Origin of the sequence: Psychroserpens sp., assembly GCF_045105015.1 — a bacterium.
In the GTDB taxonomy this organism is placed as follows: domain Bacteria; phylum Bacteroidota; class Bacteroidia; order Flavobacteriales; family Flavobacteriaceae; genus Psychroserpens.
This window is the reverse complement of sequence record NZ_JBGCCX010000026.1, coordinates 1-18,128: the sequence shown is the minus strand read 5'-3', so window position 1 is coordinate 18,128 and position 18,128 is coordinate 1. Positions and strand designations below refer to the sequence as shown.

The window sequence follows — 18,128 nt, the reverse complement described above, 5'->3', positions numbered from 1 at the left end:
AGTTAGTGTTTTTGTAGGACCTTCATTGCAATACATCTTGGATACAGAGTTTGATGGTATTGATATTAACGATGTGGAAGAAGACTTTTCTATTGGATTAAATTTCGGAATTGGTCTTACTCTCAACAAAATTGGAATTGATTTAAGATACGAAAGAGGGTTCAACAGTAATGAAGCGCTATTTATAGATAACAACTTAGGAAATAGTGTTGTCAGCAGAATTGACACTAGACCTGATCAGTTAATTCTTAGTTTATCAGTTGCATTATAAAATTGTATAAAAAAAAGCCGCAATAAGCGGCTTTTTTTTAGTTATCTTCCTGGTTGGAAATTGCTGTATCTGCATCTAAATAATTAGGTATTCCATCATTATCTGTGTCATCATTCATAGGATTACCATCATTATCTAAATCTTCGAAACGAGTTAAAACACCATCACCATCATCATCAATATCAAAAAAGTCTGGCAAATCATCACCATCAGTATTGTCGTCAAAAACATTTCCGTTTCCATCTAAATCTTCTAAATGAGATAATATTAAATCTCCATCATGATCATTAGGTTCTGCTGAATATAATTCAAACTTAAAAATAAGATTTGAGTATACTGGAATACCAAATGGAGGTGTATTAAAATAAGCGAGTCCAGAAGGCACAAACATAACACCCAATCCATAATTATCAAATGTAAACGTACCATCTTCATTTTCTACAAGTCCAGTAGATGTTCCGAAATTTGGTATTACAGACCTCCAACCTTCAATAAGACCTATAAGATCAAAATTTGCTGGATTGGCAGTACTATCAAAAACATCATCATCAAACAAATTTCCTGAATAATTGATATTCACTGTATCTGATGAATTTGGAGCATCTCCTCCTCCTTGATTTAATCTGAGAAAATAATATTCATACTCTACATCGTTAGATGTTGTTGTCATAGTTATGATATCATCAATTAACAAAGTATTCATGCCAGGATTTGGCATATCCTCATAAATACCATCATTATTTACATCAGGTAATTCAGTAATAACAATATCGTTATAAGTATAATTTCCTGGTGTATCAAATGTTGAAGAATTATAATAATGCGTACTTAGGTAGTTTAATAAAGAATCTTTATCGGCAATTTGCTGTTCGGTTCTATCTCTTGGTGGCACTAATTCAAAGTCATCATCATCATTTTTACAAGAGGCGAAGCACAAAACTGAAAGTAGTAAAACTACTATAGCATTTCTAAAAGTCATAATTAGATTTATTTTCTTTAACATATTCAAAATATTGTGAATTTTATAATGATACAATATTGCTTATTTTTAGGCTGCAAGATACAATAATATATATTTTTGCATGAAACATTAACGCCATTTTTACAACTTTAATATGCGAATAGATAAATACCTCTGGTGTACAAGATATTTTAAGACTAGAAGCCTTGGAACTAATGCTTGCAAAAAAGGTCAGGTAAAGGTTAATGATCAAGTTGTAAAACCAAGTCGAGAGGTGTATCCAACCGACAAAATTGAATTGCGAAAAGATCAAATTAACTACATTATTGTGGTCAACGACATACCACCAAACAGAGTTGGCGCTAAATTAGTAGATTTATACCGAACAGATATCACACCTAAAGAAGCTTTTGAGGCTAAAGATCTCTTAAAATATTCAAAAGATTATTACAGAAAAAAAGGCGCTGGAAGACCAACAAAAAAAGATAGAAGAGATATTGATGATTTTTATGAAACACCTGAAGAAGATATCTAAAATTTAAACTCACAATACGAAACTCTTTTTTATCTTTGAATAAATCAAAACCAACATGAGCATTACAAAAAACATAATACTCAATCATCAAGAAATTCAACATAAAATTAGGAGAATCGCTTATCAAATTTACGAAAGTAATGTCTATGAAGATGAAATTATTTTAGCTGGAATTCAAGATAATGGTTATTTGTTTGCAAAAAAACTAAAACAAAATCTTGAAAAAATTTCAGATATAAAACCAAGGCTTTGTAAGGTTATAATTGATAAAAAAAATCCCCTTTCTGAAATTAAAACATCCCTAAAAAAAGAAGAATACACCAATACATCTTTAGTTTTAATTGATGATGTTCTAAATTCAGGAAGTACTCTTATTTATGGGGTAAAGCATTTTTTAGATGTCCCTTTAAAACAATTTAAAACAGCAGTTTTGGTTAATAGAAATCATAAAAAATATCCTGTTAAAGCAGATTTTAAAGGCATTTCCTTATCTACTTCTTTGAATGAACATGTTGAAGTTATATTATCTGGAAAGCAATTTGAAGCCTATTTAGAATAATTGAAGTAATGTCTTTTCAACTACTTGATCAACTGATAATCCATCAGTTTTAATTATCACATCAGATTGCTCATATATAGGTGAACGCTCAAATAAATGTTTTCCAATGAATTCTAATAAGTCCGCTTTAGTATTTAAATGAGAAATTAAAGGTCTAGTAGATTTTTCTGTATGTAATCTATCCACAAGAGTTATAATTGATGATTTAAGATAAATCATCTTTGTTTGTGACGCTTCTTTAATAATATTGAAATTATTACCATAACAAGGAGTACCACCACCTAAAGCAATTACTGTTTTCTTTTTTTGAATGACCTCTGTTAAATATAAATATTCTTGCTTCCTAAAAAAGACTTCTCCTTTAGTTCTAAATATATCATTAACACTCATATGCAACTTTTGCTCAATATATGTGTCAAAATCTAAAAAATCATAATTCAAAATTTCAGATAATTTCTTACCAACAGATGACTTTCCTGATCCCATATACCCAACTAAAACTAGTATCATTTTCTCCTTACAAATTGATTATTAAAAACATAAGATATGCTACAACAAAAAAACAAAAAAATATCCAATAATTGGTTTGGAATATTAATTAAACGTTTTATATTTGCACCCTCGTTTAAGAGACTTATTGACCAGTTAGCTCAGTTGGTAGAGCATCTCCCTTTTAAGGAGAGGGTCCTGGGTTCGAGCCCCAGACTGGTCACAACAAAAATCGTTAAGCTTTCGCTTAACTTTTTTTTTATCTTTACTTTATAAAATGCGCACGTGGCGGAATTGGTAGACGCGCCAGCTTGAGGGGTTGGTGGACATTAGTCCGTGGAAGTTCGAGTCTTCTCGTGCGCACTTACTTTATTCAAACAAGTTTTAAGACATTAAACACATTCTTTTTCCAAGAACCTCCTTAATGATTTGCTTTATCTGATTAGCATTGTTGGCATTAGTATCAATAGCTAAACTGCCATTCCCATAAGGCTTGTATTTTTCTTTTCTAGTTTTAGAAAACAAACCAACAACTGTTGTTTTTGTAGAACTTGCTAAATGCATTATTCCACTATCCGCTCCAATAAATAAATCAGTATTAGCTATTACAGATGCTACTTCTCTAATATCATTACTATAAAATGTTTCTGCTTCAAAATCTATTTGTGAAACATACTCTGCTGGTAATATTTCCAAAATATTATAATCTGGATTATTTATTTTTAATTGTGTATAAAACTCACACCACCATGATTTAGAATAACATTTACTCCCAGTTGCATAAGTAAAAATACTAATAGTCTTTTTATCATTTTTAAAAATATCCTTTAAAATACTACCACCTTCTACCATTTCATCTTTGGCGAGTTTAATATCTAATGAGGCTATTTTTCTTTCATTTTTATGTAGCCCTAAAACAGAAAAGTAACTTCTCAAATTATATATAGGGTTTTTTGCCATATGATAACTATCTGAGTTTTTATCAATAACCTTATCATCTATTTCTCCGAAAACTTTATATCTTGAATTAGAGATTTTAGTTAATAATTTACCAGAAGATGATCCTTTTACTGCATTAATGACTAAATCATATTTTCTGTTTTTCACTTTAAACCACACTAAACAATATTTTATTAATTCATTAAAAGGTTTTCTAGGTAGAAGAATATAATCTTTAATATTCGTGTAATTATTGAATATAATAGGAGCTATATTTCCTTTTGCTAAAAGATCAATTTCACAATTTGGAAATGTATCTATAACTTCTTGAATCAAAGGAGTTGTTAATATCATATTACCTAATCTATGATTTGGTCTAACAATTAAAATCTTATTGATTTCTATATCAGTATCCAAAATTGAAATTGAACTTACATGAGAACTCCCTACATTCTCAGTTAAGAAACTCATAATTCTTCTTCGATGAGTATTTATATACTTTAAGAATATATCTCTTTTACTTTTAACCCTAACGTTGTTCGATACTTTCATGACTAAAACTGTAAAATTGCAGTTAGACCTATAGTTTGATTGTTATAGGTTGGTGCTATGTTAAATGTTGTCAAACTCTCGACTCCGTCTTCTTTCTTTTTGAATGGATTCCAATCAAACAGGTAGTCAAAATGATATACTAGTTTCGTTATAAGTATACCTAGACCAGCTCCAGCTAGAACATCAGACAAGTAATGGGCATTTTTAGCTATTCTGAGAAATCCTGTAGTTGATGCGAAAACATAACCACTATAGGCAAGCCATGGATTGGTGTCTTTAAATTCTTCATATAAAATAGTCGCAGAGGTAAACGCCTTAGATGTATGTCCAGAAGGAAATGAGGCATTATTGTAACCACTTGGTCTTTCTTTTCCTATCAATCCTTTAAAAGCGTTAGTTGCATACTTATTTAATGTATGCGAAATGAAGGCGTTTTTAGATTGGTCAAACCAGTGATTTTTTGACTCAACTCCCAAAAGATCTGCCGAGTACATTTGCACTAAAGGAACTTTCCAAAGATGGTCATCTATAGTTGTTGTAAAATCACTACCAACCATATTTCTAACATCTCTCTGAATACTGTTTTCGAGTGCTGTACCAGAAAGTATAACTCCAGAACCAATCAAAATTCTAGAAACTGTAGTTTGTTTTAAAAATGTCTTTTCAGTCTTTATATTTTTTAGACTATCATTCTTAACCTCCAATGTTTGAGATTTAACTGTAAAAACACAAAAAAGTAAAAAGCAAATAACTATTTTCATAATCAAGTATTAAATGTTCGTTTATACACCTATTACATGGAAAATGAAGTTCACCCTATTTTTCTATGAAATATTTTGGAACTTTAAGTATTTTTGAAGTCTCATTAATAAAAATAATGTCTAAAAAAGAGCCATCAGTATGCGAAGAGAAAGTATATAACGAGTTATTTCGTGCTCACTATGAATCGGTTACTAGGTACATTTATTATAAATGTGGAAATTTAAAACAAGCAGAAGATATTGTTCAGAATGTCTTTATTAAAATCTGGAAACTATGCTCCAGTATTATCTATTCAAAAGCAAAATCTTATATTTACTCAGCCTGTAATAATTCATTTTTAAATGAAGTAGCTCATAAAAAAGTTGTTCTCAAACATCAAAAAACAATTGTTGAAAACACTAATCATGAGAGTCCTGATTTTTTAATCGAAATGGATGAGTTTAGAATTAAGCTCAAGCAAGCCATCAGTGATTTGAATCCTAAAGAGAGAGAGGTTTTTTTATTGAGTAGAGTTGAAGACAAAACTTATAAAGAAATTGCGGAAATAACAGGACTAACAGTTAAAGCCATTGAGCGTCGGATGAGTAAAGCATTAAAAGAATTAAGAGAAAAACTGGGAAAACATATTAAAATTTAATAGGGTAAATTTGTTTTTAAATGTAATAGCTTTAGAAACATGTAATATATGATGAAAAATTACGATACCGATGATACATTTTTAGGGCGTTGGATTGCTGGAGAGCTTTCTGAAGAGGAGCTTGTTGATTTCAAAAAAACAGAAACTTACAAACAATTTAAACTCATCAATGAAGAGTCTCAGTTGTTAAGTGGACCAGAAATTGATGTTGAAGCTGCACTAAAAAACGTGAAGCAAAACTTAGCCTCTAACGTTTCTAAACCTAAAACTATACGCCTTTGGCAAACCATTAGTATAGCCGCTATTTTAGTAATATCCCTAGGCTATTTTATTAATTCATCAAAGACTATTAGCAATGGTATTGGAAGTACCCAAACCATTGTGTTAGAAGATGGTTCTAAAATTGATTTAAATGCCAATTCAAGTATTTCTTATAAGCGTTTTTTTTGGTCAAAGAACAAAACTGTTAACTTAAATGGTGAAGCTTATTTCAATATAAGCAAAGGTCATGGTTTCAAAGTTGAAACTTCAAAAGGCACAGTTAGAGTTTTAGGTACAGAATTTAATATCAAAGACAGAACGACTTTTGAATTAAAGTGTTATGAAGGAAAGGTTGAGTTTTCTCAAAACAATAAAACTTCTACTCCGAAAATCTTAACAGAAGGCATGCAAATAAATATTGAAGATAATCGTATTGAAGACCTTACTTTTCAAGAAGATTTTCCTAATTGGAAAAATGGCGTTTCAAAATTTAATGAGCAACCTTTGGCTCTGGTATTACAAGAGTTAACACATTATTACAAAATTAACTTTAATACACAAGATATTGATACGAGTCGATTATTTTCTGGGAGTTTTGAGAATAATAATTTAGAGCTTGCATTAAAATCTACTTTAGTTCCTATGGGAATATCATATAAAATAGAAGACAACATCTGCATACTTTCAGAATAATTATATTAAATTGTCCTTATCATCAATAGATGAATATTAATTTATGAGGCAGTTTATTTCACTCGTTTTCTTATTAATCATTACTTATGTAAATGCGCAAAATGTTCAAAGCTATAACTATGATAAAATCAGCTTAAATGAAGTAATTAAGGACATAGAAAAGCAACATGATGTTAATTTTTCTTATGCTATCGATTTAATAAAAGAAAAACAAATAACCATAAATATTGAAAATATTGAGTTCGAAGAATTATTAAATATTTTAGAATCTCAAACAAGTTTAACTTTCGAACAAATATCTAAAAATCAAATTATCATCGCGCCAAAAAATACAGATGATAAAATTTGCGGATATGTTTTAGATTTTGATTCTAAATTACCCTTGCCCTATGCTGTTATAAGCTCATCAACAGGAGAAAATATTTCTACAGATTTTAAAGGTTTTTTTTTAATTGAAAATACCGAAGACAACACTTTCTCGATAAGCAATTTGGGATATGTTACTCAAGAATTTACAGGTAAAAAAACATGTCAGCAAATTTATTTGAATGTCGATAATGAAGTGCTAGACGAAGTAATCATCTCAGGCTATGTTACTTCTGGAATAGATAGAAATAAAGATGGCTCAATAGATGTTACTAGTAAATCCTTAGGTATTCTCCCAGGTCTTGTTACTCCCGATTTGTTACAGAGTATTCAATTAATTCCAGGAATTAATAGTTTAGACGAATCAGCTTCAGGAATACAAATTAGAGGTGGTTCTCCCGACCAAAACCTTATTTTATTTGATGACATAAAATTATTTAATACAGGTCATTTTTATGGAATGTTCTCAACGCTTAATCCATATGCAACACAAAAAGCAAGTATTTTCAAATCAGGAACTAGTGCTGTATATGGTGATCGTATTTCTGGCATTATAGATATTACTTCTGGTGAAGATATTCCAAATAAACCGGAAAGTGGTTTTGGAATAGACGGATTAAGTATAGATGCTTACATAAAAACACCTTTATCCAATAAGCTAGCTGTTTATGCTTTTATAAGACGCTCAACTAGTGATATATATAGGAGTTCAACCTATGAAAGTTATTCTGATAAAATTTTCACAAATACAGGAACAGTTAGAAATTCTAATGGAGATATCATAAACGTTACTAGTGATGACGAATATACTGAAGACTCTAGCTCAGATAGTTTCTCCTTTCACGATATTAATACCAAAATTATTTTTGCTCCAAACACTAATAATAAATTTATATTTAGTGGTTTGACTACACGTAACGCCATAGATTTCTCATTTACTGATGATGGTGAAACTAAAGTAGATGACCTAATTACAGAAAACAATGGATTAAGTCTTAAATGGGATCATAAGAGTTCAAAAACTAATAGTGAAATCATTTCACTTTATTTTTCAAAATATGATTCTAACTATTCTAATAGAGCACTAATTGGAGGCGTCTTAGACGAAAGAAATACTAGAAATAATTTTATTACAGATATTGGATTAAATGCAAAGTTTATTAGATTAATTGGAGAGCGACAGTATTTGACTTTTGGATATCAAATCTCAAATAGTAATGTAGAAATTGTAATCGCTCAAGAAGAGCAAGTTGATACTGAAGACAATATTAACATTGACAATACAGATTACAACTTAAAAAATGCATTATTTGCTGAATATGAATATAATACTAATAATTCAAGCGTTATTGGTATTGGTCTTCGAGCTGTACACTATAGTAGTTTAAAAAATGGATATTTAGAACCAAGGATAAATGCTGAATATAAAATAGGTGAAAATTTAAGAATAAAAGGTAGTTTAGAAAGACGGCACCAACCTATTTCACAAATTATTGAATTCGACCAAGGAGAGCTTAGACTTGAAAACAGTACTTGGCGATTATCTAATGACACTGACAGTCCTTTGTTAAGAAGTGATCAAATATCTACTGGTTTGCTGTACGATAATGATGGCTGGACTATTGATTTTGATGCCTACTACAAAGAATTAACTGGATTAACATCTCTTACAAATGGTTTCGGTAATCCACAAATGAAACTTGATGAAGGTGAGAGTATCATTAGAGGAGTTGATGTTCTAATAAGAAAGCGTATCGATAATTATCGTATTTGGGCTGGTTATACATATAATAATATTCGATTTGATTTTCCTGATATTCAAGTTGGAGATTTTCCCGGCAATAATGACATAACGCATAGCTTCAGAATTTCAAACTCGCTGCATGTCAATGATTTCGAATTTTCTTTAGGATGGCAGTACAGAACAGGTGAACCTTACACTCCAATTGAAAATTTTGATGAAGGAACTTCTTTAGTTAGTTACGGCAGTATTAATAGTGTCAGATTGAAAGATTATCATAGAATGGATGCTTCAGCTATCTATAATTTTAAAATTCATAAAGTAAAAGATTGGAAAGCGCAACTAGGTATATCAGTCTTAAATATATATAACAGAAAAATTCCGATTTCTTATACTTATATTTCAGAAGATGAAGGAGCTGGTTTGGAATTACAGCAAGTTATCCAACGGTTTTCTCTTGGCATTACACCAAATGCTTCTTTTAGGCTATTTTTTTAATATAATTTTCTACTTATAAATTAATATCTGATAAAATGTTAATAGTTTTACTATTAAAAAAAACTTAAAATGTAGTTTGAGTCTAAAAAAAGCTTATTTTTGTTTAATCTTTTTAAATTAAAAATGAACAACATAAAAAGTACTTTCAGTATTAAGGATCTTGAAAACCTAACAGGTATCAAGGCACATACTATTAGAATCTGGGAAAAAAGATACAATCTATTGCAACCAGAACGAACAGACACGAACATTAGATTTTACAGTTTAGAGAGTCTTCAAAAACTTTTAAACGTTAGCTATTTAAATAATAATGGCTTTAAAATATCTAAAATTGCATCTTTAAATATGCATGATATTCCGCAGCTAGTGAAAGAGGTTGCAGAAAGTGACAATACAAATAATCATGCCATAGATGCTTTTAAATTATCGATGCTTAATTTTGATCAAAAATTATTCTACGATACCTATGAAGGCCTATTAAAAGACAAATCATTTAGTGAATTGTTTTATGAAGATATAATCCCTTTACTTTCTCAAATCGGTTTACTATGGCAAACAGATACCATCACACCAGCACACGAACATTTTATTACTTCACTGATTCGTAATAAAATATTAATTCATACTGAAAAATTACAGTCGAAGAATCAAAAAGACACGAATAAAATATTTGTTTTATATCTTCCAGATAATGAAGTACATGAATTGGGATTAATGGTTATTAACTATGAAATTGTAGCAAGAGGACATCAAGCTATATTTCTTGGTCAAAGTGTTCCTTTGGATAGCCTTAAAGACTTACTAACCTATTATGATGACATTACCTTTGTTTCTTATTTTACTGTGAAACCTGAAAAAGATGATGTTAATGATTATATGAAAGAATTTTCAGAAAAATTATTAACAAAGAACTCTAATAAATTTTGGGTTCTAGGTAGAATGTTAGATGAAATTGATTTAAATTCACTACCAAAAGAAATAACGCCTTTCAAAACAATCAAGGATTTAGTTAAAAAACTCTAAAATTTTAGTGCTAAAGTTAATTTTGTTTAGCTTTTTATTAAATTTGTTAAACAATGAAGAATAACATCGCTATTATAGGATCTGGATTTTCTGCTTTATCAGCCTCTTGCTACTTAGCGAAAGCAGGATATAACGTCTCTGTATTTGAAAAAAATGCTACTGCAGGTGGACGTTGCAGACAATTAAAAAAAGAAGGGTTTACATTCGATATTGGTCCGAGCTGGTATTGGATGCCTGATATTTTTGAAAAATTCTTCAACGATTTTAATACATCTACTTCAGATTACTACGAATTAGACAAATTAAGTCCAGCCTATAAGATATTCTTCAAAGACGAAATTATTACAATTGGTGATACATTAGATAAGATTTGTACAGAATTTGAGCGTATTGAACCCGGAAGTTCTAAACCACTTAGAAAATTCATCAATAAAGCTGCAACAAATTATGATATAGCAATTAATAAAGTTGTTTTGAAACCTGGCATTTCACCGTTTGAATTGGTTACTCCTGAAACGGCTATTCGCGTGGATCAGTTTTTTAAAACAATTAGTGGAGATGTTAGACGTAATTTTAAAAACCCTAAGTTAATATCGACACTAGAATTTCCTGTTTTATTTCTGGGAGCAAAACCTAGTAAAACACCTTCTTTCTATAGCTTTATGAATTATGCCGACTTCGGTTTAGGCACCTGGCATCCTAAAGGAGGCATGTATGAGGTAATCAAAGCTATGACAATATTAGCTAAAAGTCTAGGTGTAGCTATACACACAAATAGTCCAGTTGATAAAATTGATGTTGAAAATAAACTAGCCACTTCTATTGTAGTTAGTGGTAAAAAACACAATTTTGATATCGTTTTAAGTGGTGCAGATTATCACCATTCTGAAACTTTATTAGATCAACCATACAGACAGTATTCTGAAGCTTATTGGGAGAAGAAAACATTTGCACCTTCTTCCCTATTATTTTATGTAGGATTTGATAAAAAATTAAATAATGTAGAGCATCATAACTTATTTTTTGACACAAATTTCGAAACTCATGCTGAAGAAATTTACGACAATCCCAAATGGCCTGAAGACCCTTTGTTTTATGCTAATTTCCCTTCAGTGACTGATGCTTCAATGGCACCAAAAGACTGTGAAACAGGATTCTTTTTGATACCAATAGCTCCTGGAATTGAAGATACAGAAGAAATAAGAGCACAATATTTTGATATTATCATGTCTCGTTTCGAACGACTAACCCAACAAAAAGTAAAAAATAATATTATCTTTAATGAGTCCTTCTGTGTTAAAGACTTTATTAAAGAGTACAATTCATACAAAGGAAATGCTTATGGAATGGCAAATACACTATCCCAAACTGCATTTTTAAGACCTAAATTAAAAAGTAAAAAAGTCAATAACCTATATTTCACAGGACAACTAACGGTTCCAGGACCTGGAGTTCCACCTTCACTAATTTCTGGTAAATTAGTAGCCGAGCTCATTAAAAAACACCACAATAACTAATATGAAAGCCATTTTCGATACTGTTTCAAAACAATGTAGTAAAACTGTTACTAAATCGTATAGTACGTCATTTTCTTTGGCAACTAAAATGCTATCTAATACAATTCGTCAAGACATTTATAACATATATGGATTTGTAAGATTTGCAGATGAGATCGTAGACAGCTTTCATGACTATGATAAAGAATTACTTTTTAACAAATTCACTGAAGATTTAGAATTAGCTTTAGAACACAAAATTAGCTTAAACCCTATTTTAAATTCTTTTCAAGAGACTTTCCATAAATACGACATTGATAAAAGTTTAGTAGATGCCTTTATGAAAAGTATGCGTTTGGATTTACACAAACAAAATTACCTCACTGATGCTGAATATAAAGAATACATTTATGGATCGGCTGATGTTGTAGGTTTAATGTGTCTTACAGTATTTGTAAAAGGCGACCGCAACAAATATGATGCTTTAAAAGATTCGGCTATGAGTTTAGGATCTGCTTTTCAAAAAGTAAATTTCTTACGTGACCTAAAAGCAGATTTTGAAGGTCTAAGTCGAACTTATTTTCCAAATACAGACTTAAATCAACTTGATGAAACTTCTAAACAAGCCATTATTAATGATATCGAAAGTGATTTCTCCAAAGGTCTTCATGGTATTAAGAATTTACCGATTGAAGCTAAGTTTGGTGTATTTATGGCGTATAGATACTATAGTCAGTTGTTGAAAAAATTAAAGAAAACTCCTGCTTTAGAAATAAAATCAACTAGAATTAGAGTACCAAACTATAAGAAGTTTGAATTACTCACTAGAAGTTATGTTAAATACCAATTAAACCTCTTATAATCGTATGCAAACTCTATTATGGATTCTTGTTTTTTTAGGTGTCTTTTGCACTATGGAATTTATGGCGTGGTTTACTCATAAATACGTGATGCATGGGTTTTTGTGGAGCTTACACAAAGACCATCACCACAAAGATCACAACAGCTGGTTTGAACGCAATGATGCTTTCTTTATTTTTTATGCCATTGTAAGTATGACTTGTTTTTATCTTTGGAGTTACGAAGGCATTTGGTATTGTTTACCTATTGGCCTTGGGATTATGGCTTATGGAGCTGCTTATTTTTTAGTTCATGATATCTTCATTCATCAACGCTTCAAAATGTTTAGAAACGCAAATAATTGGTATGCTAAAGGTGTTAGACGTGCTCACAAAATTCATCACAAACATTTAGGTAAAGGTGATGGTGAATGCTTCGGAATGTTATTCGTACCTTTCAAATATTTCAAAAAATAATAGCGTCTTTCGTTTATGACTAATGGTTTCCATTTCGACTATATTATCATTGGAAATGGTTTAGCTGGATTGCAATTGGCTTTAAAACTTTCTGAAGATTCCTTTTTTGAGGATCTGCAAATCGCTCTTATTGATCCTTCCAATAAATCTGAAAATGACAAAACTTGGAGTTTTTGGGAAAAAGATAAGTCACAATGGTCTTCAATTATTCATAACACTTGGAACAAAGCTTCCATTTATACTTCAAATAAAACAATTGATTTAGAGTTGTTGCCCTACACATACAATAGTATTAGAGCTATAGACTTTTATAATGAAGCAAAAGCAAGACTCAAGAGCAAAACAAATATTCATTTTATTATTGAAGAAGTTGCCTCTATTTCTGAAAATAAGAAAGTTTCTGTAACTACAACAAATAAAAACACATATTCAGCTTCTCATGTGTTTGACAGTCGCATTCCTGAAGAGTTTTTAAAAGAAAAGGCAAACAGCATTTCTATCATTCAGCATTTTAAAGGTTATGTCATTAAAACCGAAATGGAAGCCTTTGAAGATGATAGAATTACGATGATGGATTACCGTTTAAAAGATGGTAACCAAACCACATTCATGTATGTTTTACCTTTTTCAAAAACGGAAGCTTTAATTGAGTTCACCTACTTTACTGAAAGCTTAGTTTCAGAAGCTACCTATGATAAATTTATCAAACAATATATTGCAGATTACCTCAATATTAGCGATTATACAATAACTGAAACTGAAATCGGACAAATACCAATGACCAATTATGATTTCAGTAAATTCAATACTAGAAAAGTTACAAAAATTGGAACTGGAGGTGGTTGGGTTAAAGGGTCAACTGGTTATTCGTTTAAATTAACAGAAAAGAAAGTTGCAGCAATTATTGAGAATATAAAAGCCAATAAAATTCCATCAGAAAACTTATTCAAGCGTAAATACAAATTTTATGACAAGGTCTTTCTAAAAGTACTTAAGGACAATAATGATAAAGGCGAATGGGTTTTCGAGAAGTTTTATGGAAAAAACAATGCTTCAACTATGTTTCGATTTCTAGATGAAGAGTCTACGTTAGTTGAAGACATTAAAATAATGTTGTCCTTATTTTCTTGGTCTTTTATTAAAGCCTTTTTTAAAACACTCTAAGTAAGTCATCAATTGTATTGGTCACAATTTCACTATTCCAGTTTGCAGCTCCAGATTTATCAATAGTAATTGCTCCACTTTTATCAATTACAAAGGTTCTAGGAATTGAAGACACATTTAATTCTGAAGGGTAATTGCTTACAGGTTGATACACTGGAAATGAATAGTTCTTTTCCTCCATAAACTCAGACAATTTCTCTGTATCTTCACTACTTACAAACAAAAACACGATATCATCATTATTTTTGTAGCTCTGATAAAGCGCTTCCATGCTTGGCATTTCAGCAATACAAGGAGGACACCAAGTAGCCCAAAAATTAATAACAACAACCTTGTTTTTGAGTGAGTTAAAGTTTAAACTCTGCCCTTTCAAATCTTTTAGGTTCCAATTATAATCAGAAATTAAAGTACGTTCAGCTTCCTTAATTACAGAAGGCTCTACAACTTTAGTGATTAACGAATTAAAAAATACCTGAATTGGTAACCTCGTCTGAGGAATTATTAATGTAGCAATACTAATGACAAGAATAAAATTAAATATTTTAGATGTTTTTGGTGTAGTCATAATTACAAAAATAGAAACGCATTATCATAGTCGATAATGCGCTTCAAATCTAACAACAAAACCTGATATAAATCAAATTAGTTTCTTGTAACTGTAATTGAATTAGACAAATGAAATGTACCTGTTAGGTTATTTGCATTTGTAACTGTTGCTATATTGGTATCATCTTCGTAACGTAAATACCATATTAAACAAACACCTGTTCCTGCTGCATCAAAATCAACACCTTCAACAGCTGCTAATGTAGGAGGAGTTCCCAAAATCATTCCATTTGCATCAGTAATGACCCAAGTTGAATTTGTTCCTACTCTATTATCTGGATTTTCAAAACCAATACCACTAACCATATCTGGTGTGCCATCAACATCAAATGTAAACGGTCCGCCAGTAAGAACATCAGCATTTGGTCCTCTTTCAACTCTAATAGAATTTGATAAGCTAAATGTACCAGTAAGATCTGCTGCATTTGTAACTGTTGCTAAATTAGTATCGTCTTCATAACGCAAATACCAAATCAAGCAAACACCTCGTCCTGCGCCATCAAAATCTACGCCTTCTAACATTTCAAGTGTACCTGGTGCACCAAGAATATTTAAATTAATATCGGTAATTACAAACGTTCTGTTTGTACCAACAGCATTTGGATCTGTAGATATTCCTGAAACCATATCTGAAGTTCCATCTACAATAAAATTAAAAGGACCTCCAGAAAGTGTTCCTGCATTTGGTGCTCCCAATCTGTTAACTGTAATAGCGTTTGATAAATCGAAACTTCCTTGAAGATCATTCGCATTCATTCCTACATCTAATCCTTGAATTCCATTTTCATAGCGTAAATACCAAATAAGACAAGTTCCTACTCCAGCTCCATCAAAATCTACACCTTGAAGCGCATCGTTAGTTGGAGGTAATCCTAAAATATTTCCAAGATCATCAGTCACTACAAAAGTTCTGTTAGAACCTATTGCATTGGCATCTGTTGTAATTCCACTGACAAAATCTGGTGTTCCATCAACGATAAATGTAAAAGGTCCTCCTGACAATACTCCAGCTTCTGGAATTACAGCATCAGGCAAACTACTACTATCATCATCACTACTACAAGAAGTGGCTACAAAACCTAGAACCAAGACTGCAAAAAACATTTTTTTAATCATCATATATAATTTTTAAGTTATTCAATACCCCAAAATTATAGTTTGCTGTAATTATAAAATGTTAGCTAGCTAACACAATCAAAAAAAGTTCAAAAATTTATGCTGAATTTTTAAGAATACGGATTTCTTTTCTATTGAAATCAATATAGTTTTCTTCTCTAAGTTCGTTCAAAAGAATGTTCAATGTTGGTCTGGAAGTACCTATTAAAGAGGCAATATCTTTTTGAGTATATGGATGTTGAATCACATGATCTCCTGTTTTCGGACAATCATATCCATAATCTGTACATAATTCATTAAGAAACTCAACTAATCTTGTTTTAGTATCCTTAAACAATAACAACTGAAGTCGACGTTCTAACTTTTTAAATTTAAGTCCGATGAATTTATACACCTTAAAACTAAACGTTTGATTGTCTCTCATGAGTTCGTGCATAGTGGTTACTCCAATTGGGCAAATAGACGTTGAATTATCAATTGATTGTGCAAATTCATCACGTGTATTGGCTCCTAAAATTGCTTTTTCACCAAACAACTCCCCTTTAGACAAAATGGCTTTTACAACTTCGTCTCCATCCTCACTATAATAACCAATCTTAACTTTACCTTTTTCTATAAGATAGACTTTGTTTGCAGTATCTTCTTGAAAGTAGATATAGTCTTTCTTTTTATAAGCATCGAAGTCATGTTCATTCTTATAAGCTTTGAATTTATGAGGACATAATACCTTAAAGAGGTTGACATCATCAAAGAACCATATTGATTGCATGTTGGAAACGTTTATTGTTAGATAAGTCAACAGTCGATAAAACTCTAAAATACTTACAGTTAAGACATAAAAAAAGCTCTTGATTTCTCAAGAGCTTTTTAATTCTATACAATATAGTTATTAAGCTGCATTTTCTTTTTTAATTAAATTTAAAGCAGAACCTTCATTATACCAATCAATTTGCGACTGGTTATACGTATGATTCACTTTGATTGTGTCTTTACTTCCATCTGCATGAACAATTTCAATTGTTAATTGTTTGTCTGGTGCAAATTCATTTAAATCTAAGAAGTTGAATGTATCATCTTCTTGAATTAAATCATAATCACTCTCATTAGCAAAGGTTAATCCTAACATTCCTTGTTTCTTAAGATTTGTTTCGTGAATTCTTGCAAATGATTTTACAATCACTGCAGCTACACCTAAATGACGCGGTTGCATGGCAGCATGCTCACGTGAAGACCCTTCACCATAGTTATGATCTCCAACAACAATGGATTTGATTCCAGCTGCTTTATAAGCTCTAGCTGTATCTGGTACACCTCCAAAATCACCAGTTAATTGATTCTTCACAAAGTTAGTTTTCTTACCGAAAGCATTCACTGCTCCAATTAAAGTATTGTTTGCAATATTATCTAAATGTCCACGGAAACGTAACCAAGGTCCAGCCATACTAATATGATCAGTCGTACATTTTCCGAAAGCTTTTATAAGAAGTTTAGCTCCAGTAATAGAATCTCCAAGAGGAACGAAAGGCGTTAATAATTGTAAACGTTCAGAATCTGAAGCCACTTTGACTTCTACTCCACTACCATCTGCCATAGGTGCTAAATACCCATTGTCTTTTACATCAAAACCTTTTGGTGGTAATTCCCATCCTGTTGGCTCATCTAACATGACTTCCTCTCCATTTTCATTGATTAAAGCATCTGTCATTGGATTGAAATCTAATCGGCCAGCCAGTGCTATAGCAGCAGTTAATTCTGGTGATGCTACAAAGGCATGTGTATTTGGGTTTCCATCGGCACGCTTTGCGAAGTTTCTATTGAATGAATGAACAATACTGTTTTTAGGTGCATTTTTAGGATCTTCATAACGAGCCCATTGACCAATACATGGTCCGCAAGCATTCGTGAAAATCTTAGCATCTAATTCTTCAAAAATCTGAAGAATACCATCACGTTCAGCTGTATATCTTACTTGTTCAGAACCAGGATTAATCCCTAATTCAGATTTCATTTTCACACCTTTATCTAAAGCTTGTTGTGCAACAGAAGATGCACGAGATAAATCTTCGTAAGATGAGTTAGTACAAGATCCTATTAAACCCCATTCTACTTTTATTGGCCAATCATTAGCTTTCGCTTTTTCAGT

Annotated in this window: 18 protein-coding genes, 2 tRNA genes and 1 pseudogene; 13 read left to right on the top strand and 8 right to left on the bottom strand. The window is 31.1% G+C overall.

Going from position 1 to position 18,128, the window contains the following annotated elements:
• A pseudogene (locus tag AB8B90_RS02045) lies at positions 1-271 on the top strand (hypothetical protein); the annotation flags it as partial.
• A gap of 37 nt (positions 272-308) precedes the next feature.
• Here AB8B90_RS02045 and AB8B90_RS02040 read toward each other — a convergent pair.
• Positions 309-1,274: an FKBP-type peptidyl-prolyl cis-trans isomerase gene (locus tag AB8B90_RS02040; RefSeq protein WP_405333150.1), complete on the bottom strand. Its 966-nt coding sequence runs from the start codon at positions 1,272-1,274 to the stop codon at positions 309-311.
• A gap of 112 nt (positions 1,275-1,386) precedes the next feature.
• Here AB8B90_RS02040 and AB8B90_RS02035 point away from each other — a divergent pair, with 112 nt between their 5' ends.
• The gene (locus tag AB8B90_RS02035; RefSeq protein ID WP_405333148.1) at positions 1,387-1,767 is read left to right on the top strand and encodes an RNA-binding S4 domain-containing protein; all 381 of its coding nucleotides are present in this window, start codon (positions 1,387-1,389) and stop codon (positions 1,765-1,767) included.
• Between the two features lie 55 nt (positions 1,768-1,822).
• Positions 1,823-2,326, top strand: a complete 504-nt coding sequence (locus AB8B90_RS02030) for a phosphoribosyltransferase family protein (RefSeq protein ID WP_405333146.1) — start codon at positions 1,823-1,825, stop codon at positions 2,324-2,326.
• Here the strand turns inward: AB8B90_RS02030 and AB8B90_RS02025 are convergent.
• Positions 2,318-2,836 carry a shikimate kinase gene (locus AB8B90_RS02025; RefSeq protein ID WP_405333144.1) on the bottom strand — a complete coding sequence of 173 codons (519 nt, stop codon included), beginning with the start codon at positions 2,834-2,836 and terminating at the stop codon, positions 2,318-2,320. The two genes, AB8B90_RS02030 and AB8B90_RS02025, sit on opposite strands and share 9 nt — an antisense overlap.
• 129 nt (positions 2,837-2,965) lie before the next feature.
• Between AB8B90_RS02025 and AB8B90_RS02020 the strand changes: the two genes are divergently transcribed.
• Positions 2,966-3,038: transfer RNA gene (locus tag AB8B90_RS02020), tRNA-Lys, on the top strand.
• 56 nt (positions 3,039-3,094) lie between these two features.
• Positions 3,095-3,178 (top strand) — tRNA-Leu (locus AB8B90_RS02015).
• 21 nt (positions 3,179-3,199) lie between these two features.
• On the opposite strand, the gene AB8B90_RS02010 is transcribed toward AB8B90_RS02015, so the two are convergent.
• Together AB8B90_RS02010 and AB8B90_RS02005 are read right to left on the bottom strand one after the other, a co-directional pair.
• Positions 3,200-4,225, bottom strand: a complete 1,026-nt coding sequence (locus AB8B90_RS02010; protein ID WP_405333142.1) for a glycosyltransferase family 9 protein — start codon at positions 4,223-4,225, stop codon at positions 3,200-3,202.
• An 83-nt stretch (positions 4,226-4,308) separates the two neighbouring features.
• A complete protein-coding gene (locus AB8B90_RS02005) occupies positions 4,309-5,067 on the bottom strand; it encodes a phosphatase PAP2 family protein (protein ID WP_405333140.1) in 759 nt (252 codons plus the stop codon).
• 65 nt (positions 5,068-5,132) lie between these two features.
• On the opposite strand from AB8B90_RS02005, the gene AB8B90_RS02000 reads away from it, so the two are divergent.
• From AB8B90_RS02000 to AB8B90_RS01965, 8 genes are all read left to right on the top strand, one after another.
• Positions 5,133-5,705: an RNA polymerase sigma factor gene (locus AB8B90_RS02000; protein WP_405333138.1), complete on the top strand. Its 573-nt coding sequence runs from the start codon at positions 5,133-5,135 to the stop codon at positions 5,703-5,705.
• A 48-nt stretch (positions 5,706-5,753) separates the two neighbouring features.
• A complete protein-coding gene (locus AB8B90_RS01995) occupies positions 5,754-6,659 on the top strand; it encodes a FecR family protein (protein WP_405333136.1) in 906 nt (301 codons plus the stop codon).
• Between the two features lie 43 nt (positions 6,660-6,702).
• Positions 6,703-9,264: a TonB-dependent receptor plug domain-containing protein gene (locus AB8B90_RS01990; RefSeq protein WP_405333134.1), complete on the top strand. Its 2,562-nt coding sequence runs from the start codon at positions 6,703-6,705 to the stop codon at positions 9,262-9,264.
• Positions 9,265-9,387: 123 nt separating this feature from the next.
• Positions 9,388-10,287 (top strand): MerR family transcriptional regulator, encoded by a 900-nt coding sequence (locus tag AB8B90_RS01985; protein ID WP_405333132.1) that lies wholly within the window; start codon positions 9,388-9,390, stop codon positions 10,285-10,287.
• A 53-nt stretch (positions 10,288-10,340) separates the two neighbouring features.
• The gene (locus tag AB8B90_RS01980) at positions 10,341-11,804 is read left to right on the top strand and encodes a phytoene desaturase family protein (RefSeq protein ID WP_405333130.1); all 1,464 of its coding nucleotides are present in this window, start codon (positions 10,341-10,343) and stop codon (positions 11,802-11,804) included.
• Between the two features lies 1 nt (position 11,805).
• Positions 11,806-12,645 carry a phytoene/squalene synthase family protein gene (locus AB8B90_RS01975; RefSeq protein ID WP_405333129.1) on the top strand — a complete coding sequence of 280 codons (840 nt, stop codon included), beginning with the start codon at positions 11,806-11,808 and terminating at the stop codon, positions 12,643-12,645.
• A gap of 4 nt (positions 12,646-12,649) precedes the next feature.
• Positions 12,650-13,099 (top strand): sterol desaturase family protein, encoded by a 450-nt coding sequence (locus AB8B90_RS01970; RefSeq protein WP_405333127.1) that lies wholly within the window; start codon positions 12,650-12,652, stop codon positions 13,097-13,099.
• A gap of 15 nt (positions 13,100-13,114) precedes the next feature.
• On the top strand, positions 13,115-14,263 hold the full coding sequence (locus AB8B90_RS01965) for a lycopene cyclase family protein (RefSeq protein ID WP_405333125.1): 1,149 nt from the start codon (positions 13,115-13,117) through the stop codon (positions 14,261-14,263).
• Here AB8B90_RS01965 and AB8B90_RS01960 read toward each other — a convergent pair.
• The 4 genes from AB8B90_RS01960 to AB8B90_RS01945 form a co-directional block, all read right to left on the bottom strand.
• The gene (locus AB8B90_RS01960) at positions 14,250-14,828 is read right to left on the bottom strand and encodes a TlpA family protein disulfide reductase (RefSeq protein ID WP_405333123.1); all 579 of its coding nucleotides are present in this window, start codon (positions 14,826-14,828) and stop codon (positions 14,250-14,252) included. The genes AB8B90_RS01965 and AB8B90_RS01960 overlap by 14 nt on opposite strands.
• A 77-nt stretch (positions 14,829-14,905) precedes the next feature.
• Positions 14,906-15,988 (bottom strand): hypothetical protein, encoded by a 1,083-nt coding sequence (locus AB8B90_RS01955; RefSeq protein ID WP_405333121.1) that lies wholly within the window; start codon positions 15,986-15,988, stop codon positions 14,906-14,908.
• A 94-nt stretch (positions 15,989-16,082) separates the two neighbouring features.
• The gene (locus AB8B90_RS01950; protein ID WP_405333120.1) at positions 16,083-16,754 is read right to left on the bottom strand and encodes a Crp/Fnr family transcriptional regulator; all 672 of its coding nucleotides are present in this window, start codon (positions 16,752-16,754) and stop codon (positions 16,083-16,085) included.
• A gap of 120 nt (positions 16,755-16,874) precedes the next feature.
• A partial coding sequence (locus tag AB8B90_RS01945; protein ID WP_405333118.1) for an aconitase family protein occupies positions 16,875-18,128 on the bottom strand: 1,254 nt, incomplete at its 5' end.

Bases quoted from the DNA above. Each gene is read 5' to 3' on its own strand.
- AB8B90_RS02040 (WP_405333150.1), bottom strand. From the start codon at position 1,274: ATGTTAAAGAAAATAAATCTAATTATGACTTTTAGAAATGCTATAGTA.
- AB8B90_RS02035 (WP_405333148.1), top strand. From the start codon at position 1,387: ATGCGAATAGATAAATACCTCTGGTGTACAAGATATTTTAAGACTAGA.
- AB8B90_RS02030 (WP_405333146.1), top strand. From the start codon at position 1,823: ATGAGCATTACAAAAAACATAATACTCAATCATCAAGAAATTCAACAT.
- AB8B90_RS02025 (WP_405333144.1), bottom strand. From the start codon at position 2,836: ATGATACTAGTTTTAGTTGGGTATATGGGATCAGGAAAGTCATCTGTT.
- AB8B90_RS02010 (WP_405333142.1), bottom strand. From the start codon at position 4,225: ATGAGTTTCTTAACTGAGAATGTAGGGAGTTCTCATGTAAGTTCAATT.
- AB8B90_RS02005 (WP_405333140.1), bottom strand. From the start codon at position 5,067: ATGAAAATAGTTATTTGCTTTTTACTTTTTTGTGTTTTTACAGTTAAA.
- AB8B90_RS02000 (WP_405333138.1), top strand. From the start codon at position 5,133: ATGAAATATTTTGGAACTTTAAGTATTTTTGAAGTCTCATTAATAAAA.
- AB8B90_RS01995 (WP_405333136.1), top strand. From the start codon at position 5,754: ATGATGAAAAATTACGATACCGATGATACATTTTTAGGGCGTTGGATT.
- AB8B90_RS01990 (WP_405333134.1), top strand. From the start codon at position 6,703: ATGAGGCAGTTTATTTCACTCGTTTTCTTATTAATCATTACTTATGTA.
- AB8B90_RS01985 (WP_405333132.1), top strand. From the start codon at position 9,388: ATGAACAACATAAAAAGTACTTTCAGTATTAAGGATCTTGAAAACCTA.
- AB8B90_RS01980 (WP_405333130.1), top strand. From the start codon at position 10,341: ATGAAGAATAACATCGCTATTATAGGATCTGGATTTTCTGCTTTATCA.
- AB8B90_RS01975 (WP_405333129.1), top strand. From the start codon at position 11,806: ATGAAAGCCATTTTCGATACTGTTTCAAAACAATGTAGTAAAACTGTT.
- AB8B90_RS01970 (WP_405333127.1), top strand. From the start codon at position 12,650: ATGCAAACTCTATTATGGATTCTTGTTTTTTTAGGTGTCTTTTGCACT.
- AB8B90_RS01965 (WP_405333125.1), top strand. From the start codon at position 13,115: ATGACTAATGGTTTCCATTTCGACTATATTATCATTGGAAATGGTTTA.
- AB8B90_RS01960 (WP_405333123.1), bottom strand. From the start codon at position 14,828: ATGACTACACCAAAAACATCTAAAATATTTAATTTTATTCTTGTCATT.
- AB8B90_RS01955 (WP_405333121.1), bottom strand. From the start codon at position 15,988: ATGATGATTAAAAAAATGTTTTTTGCAGTCTTGGTTCTAGGTTTTGTA.
- AB8B90_RS01950 (WP_405333120.1), bottom strand. From the start codon at position 16,754: ATGCAATCAATATGGTTCTTTGATGATGTCAACCTCTTTAAGGTATTA.